Source organism: Dorea sp. AM10-31 (assembly GCF_003435815.1).
Classification (GTDB): Bacteria; Bacillota; Clostridia; order Lachnospirales; family Lachnospiraceae; genus Dorea_D; species Dorea_D hominis.
This window is the reverse complement of the sequence record NZ_QTUV01000007.1, coordinates 79,139-101,216: the sequence shown is the minus strand read 5'-3', so window position 1 is coordinate 101,216 and position 22,078 is coordinate 79,139. Positions and strand designations below refer to the sequence as shown.

The following is a 22,078-nucleotide window of genomic DNA, read 5'->3' as shown; positions in this document are numbered from 1 at the left end:
TTATGCACATTACTATAATTATACCATAATCTCATCTGTATTCCACACCAACTTTATGAATTATATATTAAGATACATTAGAAAATCAAAAATGACAAAGGATTTTTGGTTTCAGTCCTCTGTCATTTCTTTTTCTACTTTTCTTTTTCTACTTTTTTAATAAGATAGCATCAATTGCCTTATCTGCCGCATGACCGTCATATTCATCATAGTTATCTTTTACAAACTGATGTACCTTTTCAATCTCATAATCCTTATTTCGAAGTGCACGCATCATTTCTTCAAATGTATCACACACTTTTCCAGGTGCGCATTCCTTTACACTTCTGTGCACACCGCGTGACAATTCATAAACTTCTCTGTCCGGTGTGTAAAACAAAATCGGGCGCTCCATTAAAGAATATTCAAAATAGTTCGAAGAATAATCTGTGATCAGAATCTCCGTCACATAATACAGATCGTTAATATTCGGATAAGATGCAAAATCCATGATTCGGTTCTGATATTCCTGCGGAATCTGAATCGGATCATCTACAAACGGGTGCATCTTTACTAAAAATACATATTCTTCTCCACAAAAATCATAAATCTCTTTCAAATCCAGCCAGTCATAATTATAATTTGCTGTTTTCTGTCCGTCGCCACGATATGTCGGTGCAAACAGAATAATTTTCTTACTCTGCAGATTTGGATATTCTTTATAAAATTCATTTTTGAAATTCTGGATTTTATTTTCATCTAAAAATCCGTCCAGCCTCGGCATTCCAACCGGAAGAAAACGATTTTCCGGAAGTCCAAATACCTCCGCATATACCTCAACCAGTTTTGGAGCACCTACCAGTACATAATCATATTGCTTATGGCAGGAACCTGCCGGAAACGGCGTACCGCTCTTTCCAAAACGGCTGTATCCGACTGATTTGAAACCTACTCCAGCATGCCATACCTGAATCAGCTTCGTCTTCTTACACAATTCCAAGAATCCGAATACCGGTACATAATCATCAACAAAAATATAATCCTGCTTTGCAATCTTGAATATCAGCCCTGCCCAGCTAAGTATGCTCATATGGGATCCAACAGCTCTTCTGAATGAATACGAAATATGAAATTGCTTATCCAGTCCTCTTGCATGCAGCCTTTCATCTATTGACTTCAGGTTGCCCCACAAATAATCTTTCGTTTCACTCATCAACAGAATATTTTTTCCACGCTTTGGAAAGATATGCGACCATACAACGTAAAATGCCCGCATCAGAACAATCGCAGTATACATATTCAAACGCTTGAATTTACCCTTTAAAGTCATCGCTTCCTGCACATAACGGCGGGTTTTCCAATGCTGATTCTGTATCATAAAATAAGAATTCATCAAAAACCAGAAATTCTTTTCGTCCTCCAAAGAGCTGAAAGAAATATTGTATGCATACTTTCCCTTTCCATAACGGAATATTCTCGAATAATCGTCTAAAAGATACCCCGTTTTATGAGACGTAACACATACATAATCACTATCTGCTGTATGCGCCACGATTCTCCATTTTCCATTATTGAGAAATGCATTGTCATTCATCGCGGAAATATTCAAGAAAAAATAATAACATCCATTCTCTTTCTTTTCATAGGAAACCGGGATTTTTTCCAGAATCTCCGCACGGACACTCTCTGTGCCTTCCTGTTCTTCATGTATAATTTTTCCAATTCTTTCCAAACTGAATGTAGCATTATCCTTACAATTTGTCCGCACTTCAAGTGACAGGAAAATTCTTTCCCATTTTAAATTACAAATTTCAAAAAATACATCTGGCTTATTCATTTTCTTTTCCTTTCGCAGGACGAACCAGCTTCTTAACTTTATGCCAGCATTTTGCTGAAACAGACGGTTGCCAGATAGATTCAAATACAACAACACTTACATTTCCTGCCGGAATGTATGGAATCTTTGACTCTTCTTTAAATATATAACGCTCACCTGTTTCCGGCGTTCCTGGCTCAATTAATTTTAAAGAACCATCTGCCATGTACCAATACCATTTATCATTATCCTTTATCCGCATCTTTCTACCTAAACATTTATAATGTGGGATAGAATAATGTTCATTAAGGAGTTCTGATGTACCATCATTAATGCCTGCTTCTGACATTCGATATTCAACAGAAAGATCATTTCTGGTAAATACTGTTCCTTTTGACTCATCGAACTGATATTGTAATTTTCGGGATTTCCTGCCTCCGTTATAAACAACATCAAAAGAATTCATTCCTTCTTCCCAGATTGCCTCTGCTACAATTCCCTTTATTCCATTAAGTGGGATAAACGGAATCCGTTCACCTTCTCTGAAAATTTTTAATGGACTATATTTTTCATTATTTTCACTATATTCCGTTCTTTCAACATACGTATGATCTTCTAAGTACCAATACCAGCGTTTTCCTATTCGGAAACGAATCCTCCATCCTGCCGGAACGTGATTATGATATCCGAATCCATTGAAAAGTAATTTAAACATTCCATCATTCTCTGCATATCTTTCAGGAGTAAATTCTGTACTTCCCGAAGAAAATCTCCTGGTTTCTCCCGGTACCGAAGCAAATGTACCAACTTTTACTTCATCTTTTACGCCGCTGTTATAATGAATTGGATATGTTTGTCTGCGCTTCCACCATCCATAATCTTTTTTTTGCTTTTCTTTATTCTCCATCGCATGAATTGCATTTAAAATAAATTCAGATGATTCTTTTCTCTTTTCAGCCATGATTTTTTTTACTTTTTCGTAATCTGTCTTAGGCAGTGGATTATTAATCAAATCACTTTCCCTTTCAAATTTACGTTCTAACATGTCAAACATTTCTAATACATGCGTAACTTTATCTCCCATACGAAAGCCAACGAAAAGTTCTTTCTCAAACAAAATACTAAAACAACAGCAATGGAATGAATTTGTAAACACGGCATCTGCATAGCGGATGTACCCCAGCCATTCTTCAATTCCCATGTCATAATTATAAATAACTTCTACATCAGTATACTGCTGAAGACGTCCGCCTTTAATTGGACGATCTGTAATTTCGACAATCTTTAAATTATGTGCTCTGGCATATTTTACAGCCTGTTCAATCGTAGCCTCTGCTTTTTCCTGTACATAATATAAGAACAAATAATGTTCTTCTTCCGGTTTTTTCATAAAATCATAATAAAATTCTTTTTCATGTAACAGTACTGGATCCAGCACTTCCGTAACATCCTGGCTTATATTCTTTCTTAAATATTCTGCCAGAAATTTTTCACGGACGGAAACAGCATCAATGTCGTCAATATAATGAAGAAATGTCTTTTCATCCTCTTCATTTTCACTATGATATACACCTCTGCTCGCCGCATAGGAGATTTTCCATTTATTTTCCAAAGAAGAACACGCCAAAAAGAAACCGCGATCAAAACCAAAACCCGGCTCTTTCTTCCAGATAACATCTGTACAGCAGATATAACAATCAAATCCCGGATCTTCCACTTCTAACAAATCTGCATCATAAATTTTATCTGTTTTAATATAATTGGTATCAATAAAATTCTGAAATTTATCATATCTTCTTTCACGTTCATTATATAGCGCCTGATATTCGTCCCTTAATTCAGTAAAACGCTGCCAATTATCCGGATCCAATTCTTTTTTTCCGTTTTTTTCCATATTATCGCATATTTTTTTATAATACTCATATGGATGTCTGAGATTAAAATCATTAAAATATACAGGTGTATAACTGATAATTGTATTATCAATTTTATTTTTTAACAAAAACTGCTGAAAAGCAAAATTATGCAAAGGGCAAGCAAAATTTAATCCCTTCGAGAACATATTAATCGAAATAATACCTATCTTCATTTCTTCCTACTCCTACACTCCATTTTCCATGTAAATAACACAGATAAAATTACCCAAAAAGTCTGTCAAATAATCCTGGCTTTCTGTCTTTTATAATACGTTCCTTAAACTTTTCATCTCGCTCTGCTTTTTTTTGTGCCTTTGTAAGTGTATTATAAGTTTCAATGTATTCAGCATAATGTTCACACACTGTGTCAATGTCACCATATTCTCTCATTTTTCCACCTTCCAACCACATTGCTGAATCACAAAATTCCTGCACTTGTGGAAGTGAATGTGAAATAAATACAATTGTCTTTCCATCTTCTTTTAATTCCTGCATACGATCCAGACATTTTTTAGCAAAAGATTTATCACCAACAGACAATGCTTCGTCTATAATCATAATCTCTGGATTCAGACAAAGGTTAATTGAAAATCCAAGTCTGGATTTCATACCACTGGAATATTTCTTGACAGGCTGGTATAAGAAATCTCCAATCTCCGCGAATTCAATTACTCCATCTACAATTTCCTGCACTCTTTTTTTTGATAAACCAAGCAAAGCACCTTTCAGTTCTATATTTTCCAGACCTGTAAGCTGCTTATTAAGTCCTGTATTAATGGCGACCAGTGCCTGTTCACCATTGACAATGATCTCTCCTTCATCCGGAGATGCAATTCCGGATAAAACAAGTGCCATTGTAGATTTTCCGGAACCGTTCGTTCCCAGTATACCGAGAACCTGTCCTTTTTTTACCTGAAAAGACAAGTCCTTCAATGCATAGAAGAACTGTGTCTTTTCATCCTTTTTTACTTCTTTATCTTTTCGTTTTAATTTATATATTTTTGATACATTTTTAAATTCAATTGCAATATCCTGCTGTCCCATCACTTATATTCTCCTCGTAAATTAGATCAGATCAATAAAACGTGTTTTAAATTTATACATCATATAGCTTCCAAAAAAGAAGAGTACTAAAGTAATTCCCCAGAACCATCCCATAGACCAACTATATGCCATAATACCTTTGTGGTAGAAAAAGCAGTCTCTGAATCCCTGTACTACATAATAAATTGGATTACACGTCATCAGTTTCATCAAACGTCCATGTCCTAATTTGTCAATATCCCATAAAATAGGGGTTAAATACAAAAGCAGACGCATGCATGCAAGAATCAGTTTTCTCGTGTCACGTGCAAGCATATTTAATACAGATGTCGTCAATGAAAGCGATACTGCAAATATAATCGCACACAGCAGATAATAAATCAACCCGATCCAGTGCCAGGTTGGATAATAACCATATAATGCAAATACTACAATCAGTATAATCATCAGGCAAAAATGATCAAACAATTTCTGTAAAACAACTGTCATCGGCAGAACACTGACCGGAAACTTCATCTTCGTAATTACATCTATCTTTTTAAAGACTGCATTACATCCGTCCGTAATACATGGGCTGATGAAAAACCATACAACCATTCCGCCAAGCATCCAGAGCAAATAAGGAATATGCCCTACGCTTTTTCTATTAAATACATAACCAAATACAAACCAATAAGTCATTACCTGAATCGCCGGATTGGCAAAATTCCAGAACCATCCAAGCTTACTGTCACGCATATCTGCCAGCAGCTCATATTTTGCGATAGAAAAAATACGATACATATTCTGCGTATTCTCTCTTATCACGTATCTAACACTTGTAAACACCGTTTTTCCTCCTAGATATTTAGACCCTATTTTCGTTTTCATGTCACTGTGCTTTTTACGCACACCTCACCTATTATAATCAAATAGGTATCGTTTGTCAAAACTTTCTTTATTTCTTTAATCCGGATGGAACTTCTCTGTTGGCAAATCCGAAAATCTGTTCGGATTCTCTGTATTGAATCATTGCGCGGAATGTATACAGATCTTCCGGCGTTGTAACTTTAATATTACCTCTTGGGCCGGCTACAAGTGAAACCTTCTTTCCAAGCATTTTCATCATACTGCATGTATCTACGACGCCTTCATATCCCGGGTTATTCATACGCATCTGTGCATGTGCTTCCAGCACATCACCCAGATAAAAACACTGTGGTGCCTGGGCTGTATAGAATTTGGAACGCGGTGGAACTTCATCTACTGTTTTTCCATCCTCGCTGATGACCGGTGTCTCAAATAACGGTGTACATGTAATCGCATTTCCGTGTTCTTTTACGCATGCCAGGTCATCATCAATGACTTCCTTTGAAATACATGGACGTACACCATCATGGATGAGTACAATTGAATCCGGTGTATTGTTCTCTCTTGCTGCCTGTAATGCATTGTAGATGGAATCCTGTCCGGTTGCGCCGCCCGGAACGATTTTTTTCACTTTGTCGATCATATGGCGCTGTACCATCTTCTGTAATTTGCGAATATACTCTTCTTTACATGCCACGTAAATCTCGTCAATGTCCGGATGCTCTTCAAAAATATCCAGTGTATGGATAATGATTGGTTTTCCGTTTACTTCGATAAACTGTTTCGGAAGTCCGGAACCCATTCTGGCTCCCACTCCACCTGCGAATACAATTGCAATATTTTTACTCATGTCTTTTCTCCTTATTTTACCTGTTGTTTTTCTTTTTGTTCTATATTAGCTATTCAACGTTTTCCAGTTCCAGATATTCCAGAGTTCTCTTGAATCCATCTTTTACAGAATACTTTGGGTTCCATCCAAGTTTTCTGAGCTTCTCACTGCTTAAGATTCCCAGTGTATATGGCGCAGTTCCCTTTGTTCCGCCCTCCGGAATATCAAATACAAGTTTCAGTCCTCTCTCCGGATAAATGCTTACAAGAATCTCTGCCAGATCACGGATGGAAACTTTTCCTGCTTCATTACCAATATTATATACAATATCTTCCGAATCTAACAGAATCCGGTACATACCTGCGATAGCATCCGCAATATAAGTATAAGTTCTGACTGCTGTTCCTTCACTCTTCAATACAATGTCTTCATTATGATATACATTTTTCAGAAAATCTGCCTGTACACGTCCATCATAAATAGACATTCCCGGTCCGTATGTGTGTGCCAGTCTGGCAATCTTTGTATTCAAGCCATACTCTTCATGGAAGCATACGCACATCGTCTCTGCTGCTTTCTTTCCTTCGGAATAGCAGGATCTTGGATTCAACTGGTCTACAAATCCGTAAGTATTCTCATAGAAGAATTCCTGTCCTTCATCCGGCTGTCCGTAGATCTCTCTGGATGAAATAAAGAGATATCCTTCTGCATTTTTCTCTTTTGCAAGTTCCAGTGTTTTAAATGTTCCGATTGTATTTGCGGCAATTGTCTCCACCGGCTGGTTCTGCATAATAAGCGGACTTGCCGGACTTGCTGCATGGATAATATAATCAATATCTCCGACATCCGGGATATCTTTTGTCACATCAGCTACTACAACATTCACATCTTCACGGTTTCTGATCTCTTCCGGAAGTTTATTTACATTTCTCATAACAGCATCCACTTTAATACCATAATGCTTCTCATCGTTGAGCATCAGGAGTACATATAACATATAAGAACCTACCATACCGCTTGCACCGGTAATCATTACGGTTTTATTTTTCAGTTTCTCCCATGAAAGATCTTCTGCAATAATTGTCTTTAAATCGTCTTCTAAAACTCTGTTCATCTTCGTTCCTCCGTTTATTTAATAAATCGAAATATAAAATCTGCAATGTCTTTTGTTGCATGTTCTGTTGGTGTTACATATTTATCTGCAAACTGCTTTAAGGCTTTCTTATCATAAGAGTCTTCTTCGATCGCACGCACGATCTCAGCTGCATCTTCGGATATCACACCCGGCAGTTCGTTTTCATAGTCAATCGCAAGTCCTCTGCCATTTTTATAAAAATCCATGTCGAAATCATAGAAATACAGCGGAATGCCGAGTACTGCTGCTTCGTATATAATACAGGAATAATCACTGACTACATAATCTGCTACGGACAGCATCTCAAAACTTGAAAATCCGTCAGCGCTCATGGTCTCATTCTGAAGCTTCATCTTCGACAGCGGATGTAATTTCACAACCAGATTATATCTGTCTGTATCGACTGCATGAATCAATTTTTCAAGTGCCGGACCAAATGCTGTCTCATCTTTCCGAAATGTCGGAATGTATAAAATCACCGGCTTTTCTTTCAGTTTCGGATATTTTGCATATATCTTCTCTTTTGTCTTTTCCTGATAAGACCTGCTGTTTAGCAGATCCAGTCTTGGAAGCGGCATAGTGACGATTTTTTCAATCTCACAGCGGAATCCTTTTGCCAGATGATCCTTGTACGCATCTGCACTCGCAAATACATAATCATAATTCTGATGCATCTTCATTGCTTCGGCTATCTCGCGTCTGCTGCCTTCTGCTGTATCCAGTGCTGTATAGCCGAACTTTTTCATTGTTCCCATGGAATGCCACATCTGGATAACCGTCAGCGAATTTTTATGTTTTAGCAGGCTGACCGGAATACAGTAAGTATCCAGCACCGCTACCTGTGCGGTTGCAAGATGGTACATCTGCGTCAGCATATGGAAACCATAACGAATCTTTCCGAAAAGGCTGGAATCCACGCCCCCATCCAGTGTTTTACACAGCAACACAACCTTAACACTTTTGTTTTGTTTTAAGAGTTCATGTTCCACCATACGGAATTCGTCCGATGGCTCATTACTCTGCCGGCTGAGCATGACAATTTTTTTCTGTGTCGGCAATAATTTCATACCATTATATAAAAGCTGCAGCCCTGCCGTACCTATTTTAATTATTTTTACCATGTTTTTTTTCTTTCCATTTTTCAAATTTATACGGACAGTGTTTGTTGTTCTTATCAAACGCCTCTGTACTGTCTGATTTCAGTAATACAATTGCCGTCTGGAAAATAAGCTGGATATCTTTCAGTATACTGAACTGTTCAATATACATCATATCCATGATCAGCTTATCTTTCGGTGTCGTATTATACTTGCCTCGGATCTGCGCATACCCGGTCAAACCGGCTTTCATGCGGAGACGGTACTCAAATTCCGGAAGTTCTTCGGTATATTCCTTTACATTTTTAATCATCTCTGGTCTCGGACCAACAAATGTCATATCACCTTTTAATACATTTAAAAGCTGTGGAAGTTCATCAATTCTTGTTCTGCGAAGAAACTTGCCCGGCTTCGTGATACGGTCATCATCCTTTGTAACGGAATGGTTATCATTATTCGGCTTCATGGTGCGAAGCTTATACACTTCAAAACGCTTGCCGTGAATGGTCGCTCTCTCCTGTTTAAAAAGAACCGGCCCTCCATCATTAAGTTTCACTGCAAGACTTCCAAGGATCCAGAACGGGGAAGATAAAATTCCTAGCACAAGCGACAGAACAATATCCATGCTCCGTTTTACAATTCTCTGCTCCATAGTAAGTGCTTTTACATTCTTATTCAGCAGATATACATCATTCAACACATATTGTTCCGCATTCAGTTCCATAATATCTTCGATCTCCGGATTGAAATAAAGATTCACATTGTACTGATAGCACCAGCGCATAATATCTGTACGCGCTTCTACCGGTACATCATATACGAATACAGTCTGCGCTTCTTTGATATACTTTCGCTTATCCGGATTGCGATAATCCACAACAGACGAAATCTGATATTGCTTTTTGAATTTTTGCATAGAAAATACAAGCTCGTCCAGCCTGCGCTGTGAAGATGTGATCACGCAACACTGTTCCGGCTTGTGGATCAGGAAAAACAACCAGTTTCCCGCATATGAAAAAAAGATAATGAGAACAAGCTGTACACAAAGAGCGAGTCCTAAAAGTCCCAGACTGTTCAGACGGAATTGCCATACGCTCGGTACATTGGTTCTCATGATCATTAACTGCAGATAAGTAACAATATCTGTGCAGATCACGGCAAGTGTCAGTGAATAGATGATCGGCTTACTCTTTCTGCGCCCCACATCATATTTCCCGTATACAGACAGGAACAGCAATCCAACAATCGCGAATGTTGATACAGTAATTCCAAGTGTACGGGACAATCTGGTCAGTCCGATACTCTCTCTTCCCATGATACGGACAAACGCCATCATTAAAGATATATAGAAAATAAATTTTATAAATAACCACAATGTTGTCTCAAATTTATGCAAATGTTTTTTCATTCAGCCACCTCAAAATACGCATATATTTAATATACCTGTAACATTATATACGAATATGTACGATATTTCAAGGTTTATCGGCACGACAAACGGCACCGCGCTCTCCCATGGGATTACACGATGCCGTTTCATTCCTTTTTTTATGTAAATATTTTTATGCTTTTTTCAAATACTTTGACGCAATGTAATAGTTTTTGCTATTCATTTTAAAGCGATACCACTTATATCCATCTGCCTTTTTGGAATAGCCGTTTTCTACGTTGAGCTTCTGTCCTTTTTTCAAAGTTCCCTTCGTCGCATACTTCGTTCCGGCTCCTGTCCGGTAATTGACACTTGTTGTTGTCACATATTTTGTATATGTTTTCTTTGCCGCTGTTACCTTTTTCAGGTATTTTGAAGCAACATAATATTTTTTACCGTTCATCTTAAAGCGATACCACGTATAACCGTCCGCCTTTTTGGAATAGCCGTTTTCTACATTGATCTTTTGTCCTTTTTTCAGTGTTCCTTTCGTCGCATACTTTGTTCCGGCTCCTGTCCGGTAGTTAACGTTTGTTGTTGCTTGGTATGTTGAATATGTTTTTGCCTGTGCAGGCTTTGGATCTGGTTTTGGCGTTGGTTTGTCATTCGAAGAACCGCTCTTTTTCGTCACTTCAATTCCAATAGCATCAACTGCTTTTCCGGAACTTGTCACTGCATAGATCATACATTTTCCGGCTTTCTTTCCTGTGACTTTACCACTGTCATTCACAGTTGCCACTGCCGGATTACTTGTCTCATAATAAATCTTTCCTGCTTTTGAAGATTTTGCGCTAAGCTGTTTTGTATTGCCTGCCACAATCTTCGTGTTCGTATTCATCTGCAGATAACGGCTGGATACATAACCTGTCTTTCCGGCATACGTTACTTTCATCCAGTACGGATTTGCCTCCTGCGTGGAAACCGCCAAACTCTTGTCCGTATATTTTCCGCCACTGACTGTCACTTTCTTTCCTTTCGGTATCGTGCCAAGTGAAGGCGTACTGGACGAAACGCCTTTGCGTAGCGTGACATTCGTTGTAACAGTTCCACTCTTCACAGATTTGGAAATCGTCACGGTCGCTCCCTGTGACGGCATATTTTTATAAACCGGAATGTAAAATACATAAGCATCATTGACAATATTCATATTGTTATATGTATTATAAGTAGAATTTGCTTCCGCTGCCGCTCCCGTCAGATTCTGCATATACTGATGGCTGTAATATGGTTTTACAATTGTATTAAAGCGTTCATAATAAATCGTATTCTGTCCGCGCTTGATGAATTTTTCTGCGATCCATTGCGCCCCTCCGGTAATGGAACTGACCGGAGACATCCACGGTCTTGTATAGGAAGTGTTCTTCCCGCTCGATCCGCCCTTTGCAAAAATAAGACCATTGGCAACCGCTGAACCGGTAGCTCCTCCCGGCACTGCACCTATATTATAGTAATTATAATATCCACGGTAAGATTTCCTGCCATAGGAATATTTGCCGGAAATACTTCCATTTGTCAGCTTAGCGCCTGTCTCCTGCCGGATCTTGGATGTCAGGAACAGTGGACTGACGCCCGCATTTGCACCGGCAGCAAGAATCGTCTCGCCATACGTCCGTTTCAAATTAAATGTTTTTCCTTTTTTGTCCAGATAACTGATCTTCTTTTTATAAAGATCTGTCCCTTTTAAAATATTTTCCACACCAGTCAATGTATGATATTTGGAATTATAATTCAACGCTTCAAACATGAAAATATATCGATCCGTCAGAAAATTCCTTGGATCTGCATAATAAGCAACTGCCGGTCTGCTTGCCGATACCCAGTTTGGTCCATCCTTTCCTATGTAGGCTCCTGTAGAAGCATTATAATCTGTACTCTTTTTACTGAGCAGAAGGCTTCCTGCTGTCTTCGGCAGAAGACTGTTATTCGTGCTGCTCTTTCCACCAGAAATACTTTCCTTAGCCACGACTTCATTCCAGTCCTGCCCTGTATTTTTCGCAATAAACATCCAGTTTGGATGTGCTTTATGAAGTGTGGCAAGCAGCTTCTGATAATCAGCAGGAAATTTCTTCAGTTCACTGCTGTAAGTTCCTGTCACCGCTCTTGCTTTGTTCTCCTTGAGCCAGCCTGTATACTCCTGTACCAGCTCTTTTGTCTCTTCATCCTGCTTCGCAGGCTCTTCCGTTTTTTCTGATGTTTCCGTCTTTGCCGAATCCGGGCTCTGCATTTCCGCAGTTTCCGCCGTTTCTGTATTTTCTGCGGGCTCTGCCGCACAGACCGGCAAAGTACACAGCATCACACCTGTTAATGTCATTGCAAACATCTGCCTTATTTTCTTATTTTTCATTGCAAAGCCCTCCTCATTTTCTTTTTAATTTTTGACACAGAACTTTCATATGGAACAGTTACATATAACGCTTTTCCTTTATAAGAATAGCAATACTGTTTTCCGCTGGAATCTCCTTCCGCCGCCACAGACTGAACATCCCAGCCTTTCATTGTGCCAAGCTGCATGCGGATCAGCGACTTGATCTGATTCTCAGACATATTCGTATCTGCGCTTCCTGCCACGCTGTTGATTATACTGTTTGCATGTAAGACGATCTCCGGAGACATCGCTTCATGAATCAGTGCAGTCAGAAGCGCCTGCTGGTTTTTCCCCCTCTGATTATCTCCCGCTGCCAGGGCATGTCGTTCTCTTACAAACGCCAGCGCCTGCTTTCCATTAAAATGATTCGTTCCTTTTTTTACATCCACTACTGTTCCGGATTCTTTTCCTGTTGTAAATGCCAGCTTGGATTCTACATCTACTCCTCCCATAATATCCACGATATTTTCTACCGAAGAAAAGTTTACACGTACAAAAAACGGAATCTCTATATCATATAGATTTTCCAAAGTTGCAATCGATGTGTCGATTCCATATACTCCTGCATGCGTAAGCTTGTCCTTTTGTGTTCCGGACACCCCCGGAATCGTCACATAATAATCCCTCGGTGTTGTCGTAAGAAGAATCTTATGTGTCTGCGGATTCACAGTTGCAATCAGATTCACATCACTACGGCTCTTTTTATTAATATTACCATAAACATCAATACCGCTGATATAAACGTTGAACGGCTTTTGTATTACATCAATTGATTTTTCTTCCGTGTATTTACCGCTTTCTTCACCAATTGCGATCGTATCCAGCGCCGAATTAACTTTTAATCCATAAAAACAGAGAATACACATCAACGCCGCCGTCACAAGAGAAATCCATTTTCCGGTTGATTTCTTTTTCCATCTGCCATTCACTCTGCGTTTCCCGTAACGCACAGCCCGCATCTGCATAATCTTAACGATACATGCAAATATCAGCAATATCGCTGCAAATCCCACCATATATGGCACCGGTAAAATTCCAAGAATAATCATGGAACCAAAAGCTGCAATGGAAGCAAGAACCTGCAGAATCCACAACAAATGAGAAACTGCACCAATCTTTACCGGTCTCCAGTCATCCCGGCGTTTTTTACGTTTTCTTCTCTTCTGATTACCGGATCTTGCTGTATACGGATCTGCATCACGGTATCTCCGTCCTGTTGTATACGGATCCGTATCGCAATATCTCTGTTTTCCAGACCGTCTGCTATATTCATCATACAGATCCTGACTGTAGAAATCATCATACAGATCTTCACTGTATCCTTTCCTGCTTCTCTTGTATTTTCGTTCCTGATTTGGCAAATGATCTAATTCATTATACAATTCATCTATATCCTTAGCCATTATTTATCTCCCTTCTGTATATCCGAGTTCCTTAACAAAAAACAGTTTTTCCTGTTGGAAAAACTGTTTTTACTTTTACTCTCCCAATCCGTCTTCTACAGCGCTGACCATCGCTTTCATTGCATCAGCTTCGTCTTCGCCGTCGCAGATTAAGACAATCTTATCCCCTTTTTTTATACATGCTCCAAGCACACTCAGCACACTTTTTGCATTTGCTACTGTCTCTTCATGTTGAAACAGCACTTTGCAGTTATAATAGCTCGCCGTATTACAGAATACCCCCGCAGGTCTCAGATGAAGCCCCGTCGGATTACTGATCGTTACTTCCTGCTTTAACATATTGTTGCCTTTCTCTTAATTGTTTTCTTTCGTTTTTTCTTCGTCCTTGACATTCGCCTTCGCTTTATTTTCAAGCACTACTTTAATGCTCATACTCTTCTCCAACGTACAATGTTCCGGAAGTGATACCTGAATTGGAACATTATAAGTTCCGGGTTCCGTATATTTTGCCAGATCAATACTTACACTTTCATCGATATCTATCTTATTGAGCGCATCTTCCGGTCCACGAATCTGAATATCCAGTGCATCTGCGGATTCATAATTGATAGACAAATCACTGTCAAGATTCAGAACCGATACAGAACCTACTGATATTTCGAAAGATTTTGTTCCGTCCTTTTCTATCAGGATCGTTACTGCCACAGAATTTGCATTCTCATCAGCCAGTACGATTCCATCCGGAAGATACTCCGAAACATCTATAACCTTTTCTGTCTTTTCTTTCAGATTTTCCATTGCCAGCGCTGACGCCGGAATCTGAATCTCTGATAGCTGCTGAAGCTTATCAACATCTCCTGACACACTGATCTCTTTCGGTTCGTATTTAATATTTGAAAATTCATAACCATTTGCTGCCTGGATCGCTGAAGTGTCAAAATTCAACGGTACGTTTTTTGTACGAAGCAGTTCAACGTGAATGTCTACACCTTCTGTACCAAGATTATTGCTCAAGAGATTCTGGTCAATCTCATTGTTATCTTCATCATATAGTTTCAGCTCAGATTCCAGCGTTGATGTCTTGGATAAACCAGACACACTGACTGTAGCTTCTACTTTACTGATCTTATCAATTACGGATTTCGGTCCACGGATCGATACTTTCTCCGGCATAGCCTCAATCTGTCCTAAAACATATCCATCACGTACCGTACCTGTTGTCTTTGGAACGATTGGGAATTTCTTTGTCTCCTCATCTTCCAGTTTCACCTGCATATTGCGTGGTGTCGCATATGCATCCGCTACTTTATAATTTTTCACCGTAACTTCAATCGGTATCTGTGTCTCCAATGTAAGTTCCTTCATATCAGCAACAGCAGTGATATCATTTGCACTTAATTTACTCAAAACAGAACGTTTTGCCTTTACCGTAACTGTAACATTCTGTGTATCATCCAGAATCTGATACGTCTTTGGAGAATCCTCTGAAGCAAGCACTTCTGTATTGATCACTGTTACAGGAATGTTACTGAAATTCTGATCCATGATCGGATCATCAATATTAACCACTATAAGCCACAACAAACCTGCAGCCAGAAAGGCTAATATCTTAAGACTAAAATTATTCGACAGTCTTGTTCTCATTCTTACGCCTTCCTTTCCGCAAAGAATACCATTTACCGGACTCCACCTTGCGGTTCTGGATCTGTTCCAGACTCGCTCTTAATTCCTCTCGTGTAATATCACGAAGAAGTTTTCCACTGTGCGCAACTGAAACAGCACCTGTTTCCTCAGAAACAACAATGATCACTGCATCACTGACTTCGCTCATCCCCACAGCTGCACGATGTCTTGTTCCCAGATCTTTGCTAAGTTCCATGTTGTCCGACAACGGCAGATAACAGGTTGCCGACACAATTCTGTCTCCACGCACAATAATCGCACCGTCATGAAGTGGTGTATTATGTTCAAAAATCTGTTCCAGAACCTGTTTGGAAATCAGGCAGTCCAAATGAATTCCTGTACTCTCGTACTCTGTCAGACGGATTGCCTGCTCTACTACGATCAGCGCACCTGTCTTCACACTTCCCATACTATAAGAAGCTTCTACAATACTTGTGATCGTATCCTCGCTGAACCGCACTCTGTCTCTTGTCGTATCAAACGGAACCATAGAAGAAAGTACACTTTTTTCTCCCAGCTTTTCCAAAGCTCTACGAAGTTCCGGCTGGAAAACGACAACTGCTGCCGTCGCCATAACCGTAACTGCGTTCTTGGCAAGGAACAAAATCGTATGCATCTGGAAAATTGCGGCAACAAGAATAAACACAGCCAGCACAAGGATTCCTTTCATCAGCATCCATGCCTTTGTATTCTTTACCCAGATCATCAACTGATAGATCAGAAATGTAAGAATCAATACTTCTACAATATCTGTAATCCTTATATTAGGAAAATACACCTCTGTTACATATTTCTGCAAAAAATGAGAAATACGCTGTTCCATTCTGTCACCTCCTTCTTTTTTTATCGCATTCTTTATTTCATATTAAGATCTTTTTTCAAACTCTGTGTCAAAAGCAGTTTATTTACTTCATCAATATCATGTTTCTTTGCAGAAGGACCTTTTTTAGCTGTCGGTCTCTTCCGTCCCTGATTGCTCTGCCTCTGATTCGGATGTACTTTTTCAGCTCTGTCATTCTTAGGCTGTCTGTTCTTGCGGATCTTATTTGTATCCATGATCTCCGTTCCATGTCTTTCATTGATCCGTTTTACGGTCTTCTCCGGTGTTGCCACTGAAAGCTTCGGAACTGCTTTTACATAATAATAGTATTCGTCATCTTCATATTGCAAATTCTCACTTTTTGCATAATCCACAGAGAAGAAAAACAATTCAAGAATCAGTCCAATGATCACCGCAAATATATTGCCAAAGATCAAACCTACATAAGAAGTATGAACTCCCAGTGCCACATCTCCGATTGCAATCACGATAATATTCGCTACTGCTCCGGCAGCAATTGCAATCTTCCATGCATGATCTGCCGCCTGACGGTGAATCGTATATACAAGGAACAAACAGATGATAAATGCTGCAATTGCAATCCACATTTCCTTATTCTGAAACACCTGCTTTACATAAGCAGTAATCTCTGTCATCATTTTTGCTTTCCCGGAACTTTCCATTCCCGGAGCTGCTTTCTTCACATATGCCATCATATAATATACAATCGTTCCACAAATTACAGCTACCAGACTGATCGGTGTTGCAACCAGACCTAATGCGATTGGAATAATGTATGGAATATTGAACGCAAATGCGATTGGTGTCAGCAATACTACAATTGCCATTTTCGGTGTCAGGCGTAAATAAAAAATATACATAACAAGAAAAATCAACGCTGTAACTGCCAGTGCCGAAACGGATGCTGCAAACATATGTACCAGAATCAGCGCTGTAGCAAGAAGTACCGTGATGATCATCGGGAAGAATGTACAGATCACAGCAAGAGCCAGCGTTGCTACCGGTGATGCCGCCGCTTTCATAAAGCCGACATTACCATTGATCAGATAAAACGTCACCAGTGCGAGCACAAATTGTATTCCCTTATCGAATACTCTGGAATGTGCTGCATACAGTTCCCGCATTTTTTCTCGTATTACAAACAGATTATCCATATTATTGTTTCTCCTTTTCATACAGTTTAAGCAGTTTTATCAGATCATGATTATACATCTTCACTCTCTGTCTTGCATCCTTATGTTTCTGATTATACACATGGCTTGTCACACCGGCATATATCGCCAGTATCACAACATATCCTACTACTGCAACAAGCATCATAATGAGCATTAACAGCAATGACATATGACCTACGATCAGGTCAAATCCCGCCAACAGTATCAGCATCCACACACAGATATATCCAACCGTAACCCACAAAAATGAGCAGATTGAATGTAAGCCGACATAATCTTTTCTATAGTATTCACTGATCTTAAAATCTTCTTTTCCCTGTGTCTGTTCATATAAAGCAAGTTTTGTCATCAACTTCACTTTGCTTCTATCTAACATAATCCACCTCAAACTTCTATTTTCTACTTTTAAACATCATTTTAAGTATAACAAATATCAGTATCCTTGTCCAATACTTATAGTTAAAAAATAGACTTTTTCAGCGCCTGCTTTTTTCAGCAGAAATGATACTGCATCGATCGTATTTCCGGTTGTATAAATATCATCTACAACAACAATCGTACAGCCTTTCCGGAAGCGGTATTTTAGTCCAAATGCCTGTTTCAGGTTCTGCTTTCTTCCTCTGTGTCCCTGGTTTTTTTGTGGCTTTGTATTCTTTGTGCGGACTACAAGATCTGTTTCCACAGGCAGGTTCATAAGTCTGCCGATCTCTGCAGCAAGAAGTTCTGCCTGATTATAGCCTCTCTTCTTTTTTCTCTTTTTATGTAACGGAACCGGTATGAGTACATCCGGATTCCATCTTCGGATCTCTTTTTCAAATTGTCCGACCAGTACTTTTGCGTATTCTTTAGCGAATGCTCTTTGATTATGATATTTAAATTGATATATAGAATTGCTCACCGGTTCTTTATGCACCCACACTGCACTTCCGGCATCAAAATAGTGCTGTCCCTCTGCACAGTCATAGCAGTATTCTTTTTCAGATACATGCAGTGGCTTTCCGCACTGTACACATCTTGGTTCAGTCACAAAAAGTGGCTTAAGCTTCTTCTGGCATTCAGGGCAGATCCCCGTTCTGTATGCCCTCATGCAGAATGGACACCTCTCCGGCCATAAAAGTTTTAACAGCCACTTCCATATTTTTTCTTTATTATCTGCTTTACTATTGCTGTCTTTATTCTTAATCAATAAACTCCTGGATTCGTTCTGCCAGGCTCGTATTCCTGTTCTGTTCGTGTGTATTACGAATCATTTCCTGAAATACGGTTTCACTCCCCACAAGTGTCACACATTGTTTTGCCCGTGTCACTGCTGTATACAAAAGATTTCTCGTATAAAGTTGTCTTGGTCCCTGCAAAAGCGGAATGACAACCGCCGGATATTCACTTCCCTGCGCTTTATGAATCGTGATTGCATATGCAAGTTCCAGTTCATCTAACAGCTGATACGGATATTTGACTTTCCGCTGTTCATCAAACTCTACCGTCACAGTTTCTTCGTATGTATTAATCTCACGGATAATTCCGGTATCTCCATTAAAAACGCCCTGCCCTTTGTCTATGGTCATTCCATATTTTGTAGATACTTCCCATTCCAGTTGATAATTATTTTTAATCTGCATAACTTTATCACCTTCACGGAAAAGCCGTTCTCCATATTCTTTTTCCTTTTTATTCTTCTGTGACGGATTCAGATATTCCTGTAAAATCCGATTCAGCCGTTCCACTCCAAGAAGACCTTTGCGCATCGGTGTCAGGACCTGGATATCATATGGTTTTGCGTGTACATATTTGGGCATCTTCTGTTGGACAAGTGTAATTGCAATACTAATGATCACATTCGGATCCTGTCTTTTCAGGAAGAAAAAATCCATACTCTTATTATCCAGTACAATCGGTTCTCCCTGATTGATCTTATGCGCATTCACTACAATATCGCTTTCTCCCGCCTGTCTGAAAATCTTTGTCAGCATAACGACCGGAAAACATTTCGAAGCTATAATGTCTTTTAAGACACTTCCCGGACCTACACTTGGAAGCTGATTCCGGTCACCCACAAGGATCAGACGGGTTCCCGGAACAATCGCACCAAGCAGTGCATACATCAGTGGCAGATCCACCATCGACATCTCATCTATGATAATTGCATCTGTTTCCAGCGGATTCTCCGCATTTCTTCCAAATCCGGATGGGGTGTCTTCCTCCTCCGGATTTCCATTCACTTCCAGCAAACGATGAATCGTCTGTGCCTCATATCCGGTTGTCTCTGTCATTCTTTTTGCAGCACGTCCGGTAGGCGCAGCCAGCGCAATCTCCATTCCTTCGCTTTCAAAAAAATGAATCATTGCATTGATGGTTGTTGTCTTTCCTGTACCCGGGCCTCCGGTCAGCACCATAATCCCGTTTCTCGCCGCCTCCATGACCGCTTTTTGCTGCATTTCATCCAACTGCATCCCTGTATTTTTTTCAATTTCATGAATGCGGTGGAGAAGGACTACATCTGCAATTTCATCCCTTGTATTCAGATCATGCAGCATCTTTGCTGTATTCAGTTCCATATAATAATAATGCGAAGCATAGATTCTGTCTTCTTTTACAACGATTTTCTTTTCCATAGAAAGATCCATCAGATATGGCTCCAGATCTGTAATTCGTACGCCAAGCAGTTCGCCCGCGCGATACAGCAGTTCCTTCTTATGCAGGTAAATATGTCCTTCCATGACACTTTCCTGCAAAGTATAAAAAATACCGCTGCGGATCCGGAAATCGGAATCTGTATGGATTCCAACTTTTGATGCGATCTCATCAGCAGTTTTAAAGCCAACACCCGGCACATGATCTGCAATCTGATATGGATTATTTTCTATCACACGGTAAACATTCTGCCCGTAATGCTGATAAATCTTTGCTGCAAGAGTCGTAGATATTCCATAATTCTGCAGGTAGATCATTGCCTCCCGCATTTCTTTTTTCTCTTCTACCTGAACAGCAATCTCTCTTGCCTTCCGCTCGCTGATTCCCTTGACTTCTGCCAGACGTTCCGGCTCTTCTTCAATGATCCGGAATGTCTCTTCCTTAAACTTCTTGACAATACGTCCCGCAAGTGCCGCTCCCACGCCTTTAATTGCGCCTGAGCCAAGATATCTCTCAATGGAAATCAGATCTTCCGGCGCACATACTCGTGAAGCCGATACCTGAAGCTGTGTTCCATACAGCTTATGTACCGTATATTCGCCTTCAAGCTCCAGAAGTTCGCCTTCTTCTATATAATGAAACTTTCCTACACAGGTCAGTTCACCATCTTCATTATTTAAATTAAAAACTGTATAACCATTTTCTTCATTCCGGTATACAATGTGTTCTACATAACCTTTTATCTCTTCCATATGTGCTTCTTCGTATTTGTATTTTAATATTCTTTCTGTCCACTCATAAATTCAACATACTGTCCGGTTCCAATAGCAACTACCTGCATCGGTTCATCAGCAGTCATTGTATTAATACCGGTACGCTCTTCAATCAGCTCTTCCAGCCCGCGGAGCATTGCTCCTCCACCGGTCAGAACAATGCCACGCTCCAAAATATCTGCTGACAGCTCCGGCGGAGTTCTCTCCAATACGTTCATAATTGATTCTACGATCTGTCCCGTTGTCTCCCTTAATGCCTGCTCCGTCTCCGACGAAGAAATTGTTACGACTTTTGGTAATCCGGTTACAAGATTACGGCCTTTCACTTCCATCACTTCGTCTTCCATCATCTGATAGGTCGTTCCGATCTTAATCTTAATATCTTCTGCTGTTCGTTCACCAATCAGAAGATTGTGTTTTTTCTTCATGTAACGGACAATGGCTTCATCAAAATCATCTCCTGCAAGTTTCAGTGAGGCACTCACAACTGTTCCCCCCAGAGAGATCACAGCTACATCTGTTGTTCCTCCACCGATATCTACGAGTAATGTGCCACATGGCTTGGAAATGTCAATTCCGGCACCAATCGCTGCCGCAACCGGTTCCTCGATCAGTTTCACATCTCTCGCACCTGCCGCATAAGTAGCTTCTTCTACCGCTTTACGCTCCACTTCTGTCACACCGCTTGGTACACAGATACTGATACGTGGCTTTTTAAATGAACGCTTTCCCATTGCTTTCTGTACAAAATATTTGATCATCTTTTCCGTCACAGTATAATCTGAAATCACACCATGGCGCAGCGGACGGATCGCTACAACGTTTCCCGGTGTTCTCCCGAGCATCAGTCTTGCTTCTTCTCCGATCGCTCTTATTATATTTGAATCTCTGTCAAAAGCCACAACAGATGGCTCTTTTAAGATAACTCCCTTTCCTTTTACATATACCAGAACACTGGCAGTGCCTAAATCAATCCCAATATCGACCGACATGTTCAATCCCCTTTCATTTCTGCATCTGGTTTTCATGCATGTATCATTATAATCAAATTCCTCTAAAATAGAAAGCCCTTTTTCCTTAATTATTTGTGAAGCAAACGTGTATCCTGTCGAA

18 protein-coding genes are annotated in these 22,078 nt (G+C 39.9%); all 18 read right to left on the bottom strand.

The window, feature by feature from the left end; genetic code table 11:
• Positions 1-148 precede the first annotated feature (148 nt).
• Positions 149-1,816: a CDP-glycerol glycerophosphotransferase family protein gene (locus tag DW125_RS10855; protein WP_117538131.1), complete on the bottom strand. Its 1,668-nt coding sequence runs from the start codon at positions 1,814-1,816 to the stop codon at positions 149-151.
• On the bottom strand, positions 1,809-3,884 hold the full coding sequence (locus tag DW125_RS10850) for a polysaccharide pyruvyl transferase family protein (protein ID WP_117538130.1): 2,076 nt from the start codon (positions 3,882-3,884) through the stop codon (positions 1,809-1,811). The genes DW125_RS10855 and DW125_RS10850 overlap by 8 nt, the downstream gene beginning before the upstream one ends.
• 49 nt (positions 3,885-3,933) lie before the next feature.
• Entirely contained in the window at positions 3,934-4,755 is an 822-nt protein-coding gene (locus tag DW125_RS10845) for an ABC transporter ATP-binding protein (protein WP_021861633.1), read from the bottom strand.
• Positions 4,756-4,776: 21 nt separating this feature from the next.
• Positions 4,777-5,583, bottom strand: coding sequence for an ABC transporter permease (locus DW125_RS10840; protein WP_021861634.1), 807 nt, complete (start codon positions 5,581-5,583; stop codon positions 4,777-4,779).
• A gap of 109 nt (positions 5,584-5,692) precedes the next feature.
• Positions 5,693-6,454, bottom strand: coding sequence for a 2-C-methyl-D-erythritol 4-phosphate cytidylyltransferase (ispD, locus tag DW125_RS10835; RefSeq protein WP_021861635.1), 762 nt, complete (start codon positions 6,452-6,454; stop codon positions 5,693-5,695).
• A 49-nt stretch (positions 6,455-6,503) separates the two neighbouring features.
• Entirely contained in the window at positions 6,504-7,547 is a 1,044-nt protein-coding gene (locus DW125_RS10830; RefSeq protein WP_021861636.1) for an NAD-dependent epimerase/dehydratase family protein, read from the bottom strand.
• A gap of 14 nt (positions 7,548-7,561) precedes the next feature.
• Entirely contained in the window at positions 7,562-8,689 is a 1,128-nt protein-coding gene (locus DW125_RS10825) for a CDP-glycerol glycerophosphotransferase family protein (protein WP_021861637.1), read from the bottom strand.
• Positions 8,673-10,073: a sugar transferase gene (locus DW125_RS10820; protein ID WP_021861638.1), complete on the bottom strand. Its 1,401-nt coding sequence runs from the start codon at positions 10,071-10,073 to the stop codon at positions 8,673-8,675. The genes DW125_RS10825 and DW125_RS10820 overlap by 17 nt, the downstream gene beginning before the upstream one ends.
• 154 nt (positions 10,074-10,227) lie before the next feature.
• A complete protein-coding gene (locus DW125_RS10815) occupies positions 10,228-12,438 on the bottom strand; it encodes an SH3 domain-containing protein (protein WP_117538129.1) in 2,211 nt (736 codons plus the stop codon).
• Positions 12,435-13,862, bottom strand: coding sequence for an LCP family protein (locus DW125_RS10810; protein ID WP_117538128.1), 1,428 nt, complete (start codon positions 13,860-13,862; stop codon positions 12,435-12,437). Before DW125_RS10810 ends, DW125_RS10815 begins: the two co-directional genes overlap by 4 nt.
• 75 nt (positions 13,863-13,937) lie before the next feature.
• The gene (locus tag DW125_RS10805) at positions 13,938-14,201 is read right to left on the bottom strand and encodes an HPr family phosphocarrier protein (protein WP_021861641.1); all 264 of its coding nucleotides are present in this window, start codon (positions 14,199-14,201) and stop codon (positions 13,938-13,940) included.
• Positions 14,202-14,216: 15 nt separating this feature from the next.
• Complete coding sequence (locus DW125_RS10800; RefSeq protein ID WP_117538127.1) at positions 14,217-15,506, bottom strand: CdaR family protein; 1,290 nt, start codon at positions 15,504-15,506, stop codon at positions 14,217-14,219.
• Positions 15,484-16,368, bottom strand: coding sequence for a diadenylate cyclase CdaA (gene cdaA / locus DW125_RS10795; protein ID WP_021861643.1), 885 nt, complete (start codon positions 16,366-16,368; stop codon positions 15,484-15,486). The genes DW125_RS10800 and cdaA overlap by 23 nt, the downstream gene beginning before the upstream one ends.
• Positions 16,369-16,400: 32 nt before the next feature.
• Complete coding sequence (locus tag DW125_RS10790; RefSeq protein WP_021861644.1) at positions 16,401-17,540, bottom strand: hypothetical protein; 1,140 nt, start codon at positions 17,538-17,540, stop codon at positions 16,401-16,403.
• Position 17,541: 1 nt separating this feature from the next.
• Positions 17,542-17,937, bottom strand: a complete 396-nt coding sequence (locus DW125_RS10785; RefSeq protein ID WP_021861645.1) for a hypothetical protein — start codon at positions 17,935-17,937, stop codon at positions 17,542-17,544.
• Between the two features lie 57 nt (positions 17,938-17,994).
• On the bottom strand, positions 17,995-18,747 hold the full coding sequence (locus DW125_RS10780) for a ComF family protein (RefSeq protein WP_021861646.1): 753 nt from the start codon (positions 18,745-18,747) through the stop codon (positions 17,995-17,997).
• On the bottom strand, positions 18,740-20,944 hold the full coding sequence (recD2, locus tag DW125_RS10775; RefSeq protein ID WP_117538126.1) for an SF1B family DNA helicase RecD2: 2,205 nt from the start codon (positions 20,942-20,944) through the stop codon (positions 18,740-18,742). Before recD2 ends, DW125_RS10780 begins: the two co-directional genes overlap by 8 nt.
• Positions 20,945-20,967: 23 nt before the next feature.
• Positions 20,968-21,957 carry a rod shape-determining protein gene (locus DW125_RS10770; protein WP_021861648.1) on the bottom strand — a complete coding sequence of 330 codons (990 nt, stop codon included), beginning with the start codon at positions 21,955-21,957 and terminating at the stop codon, positions 20,968-20,970.
• Between the last annotated feature and the right edge of the window lie 121 nt (positions 21,958-22,078).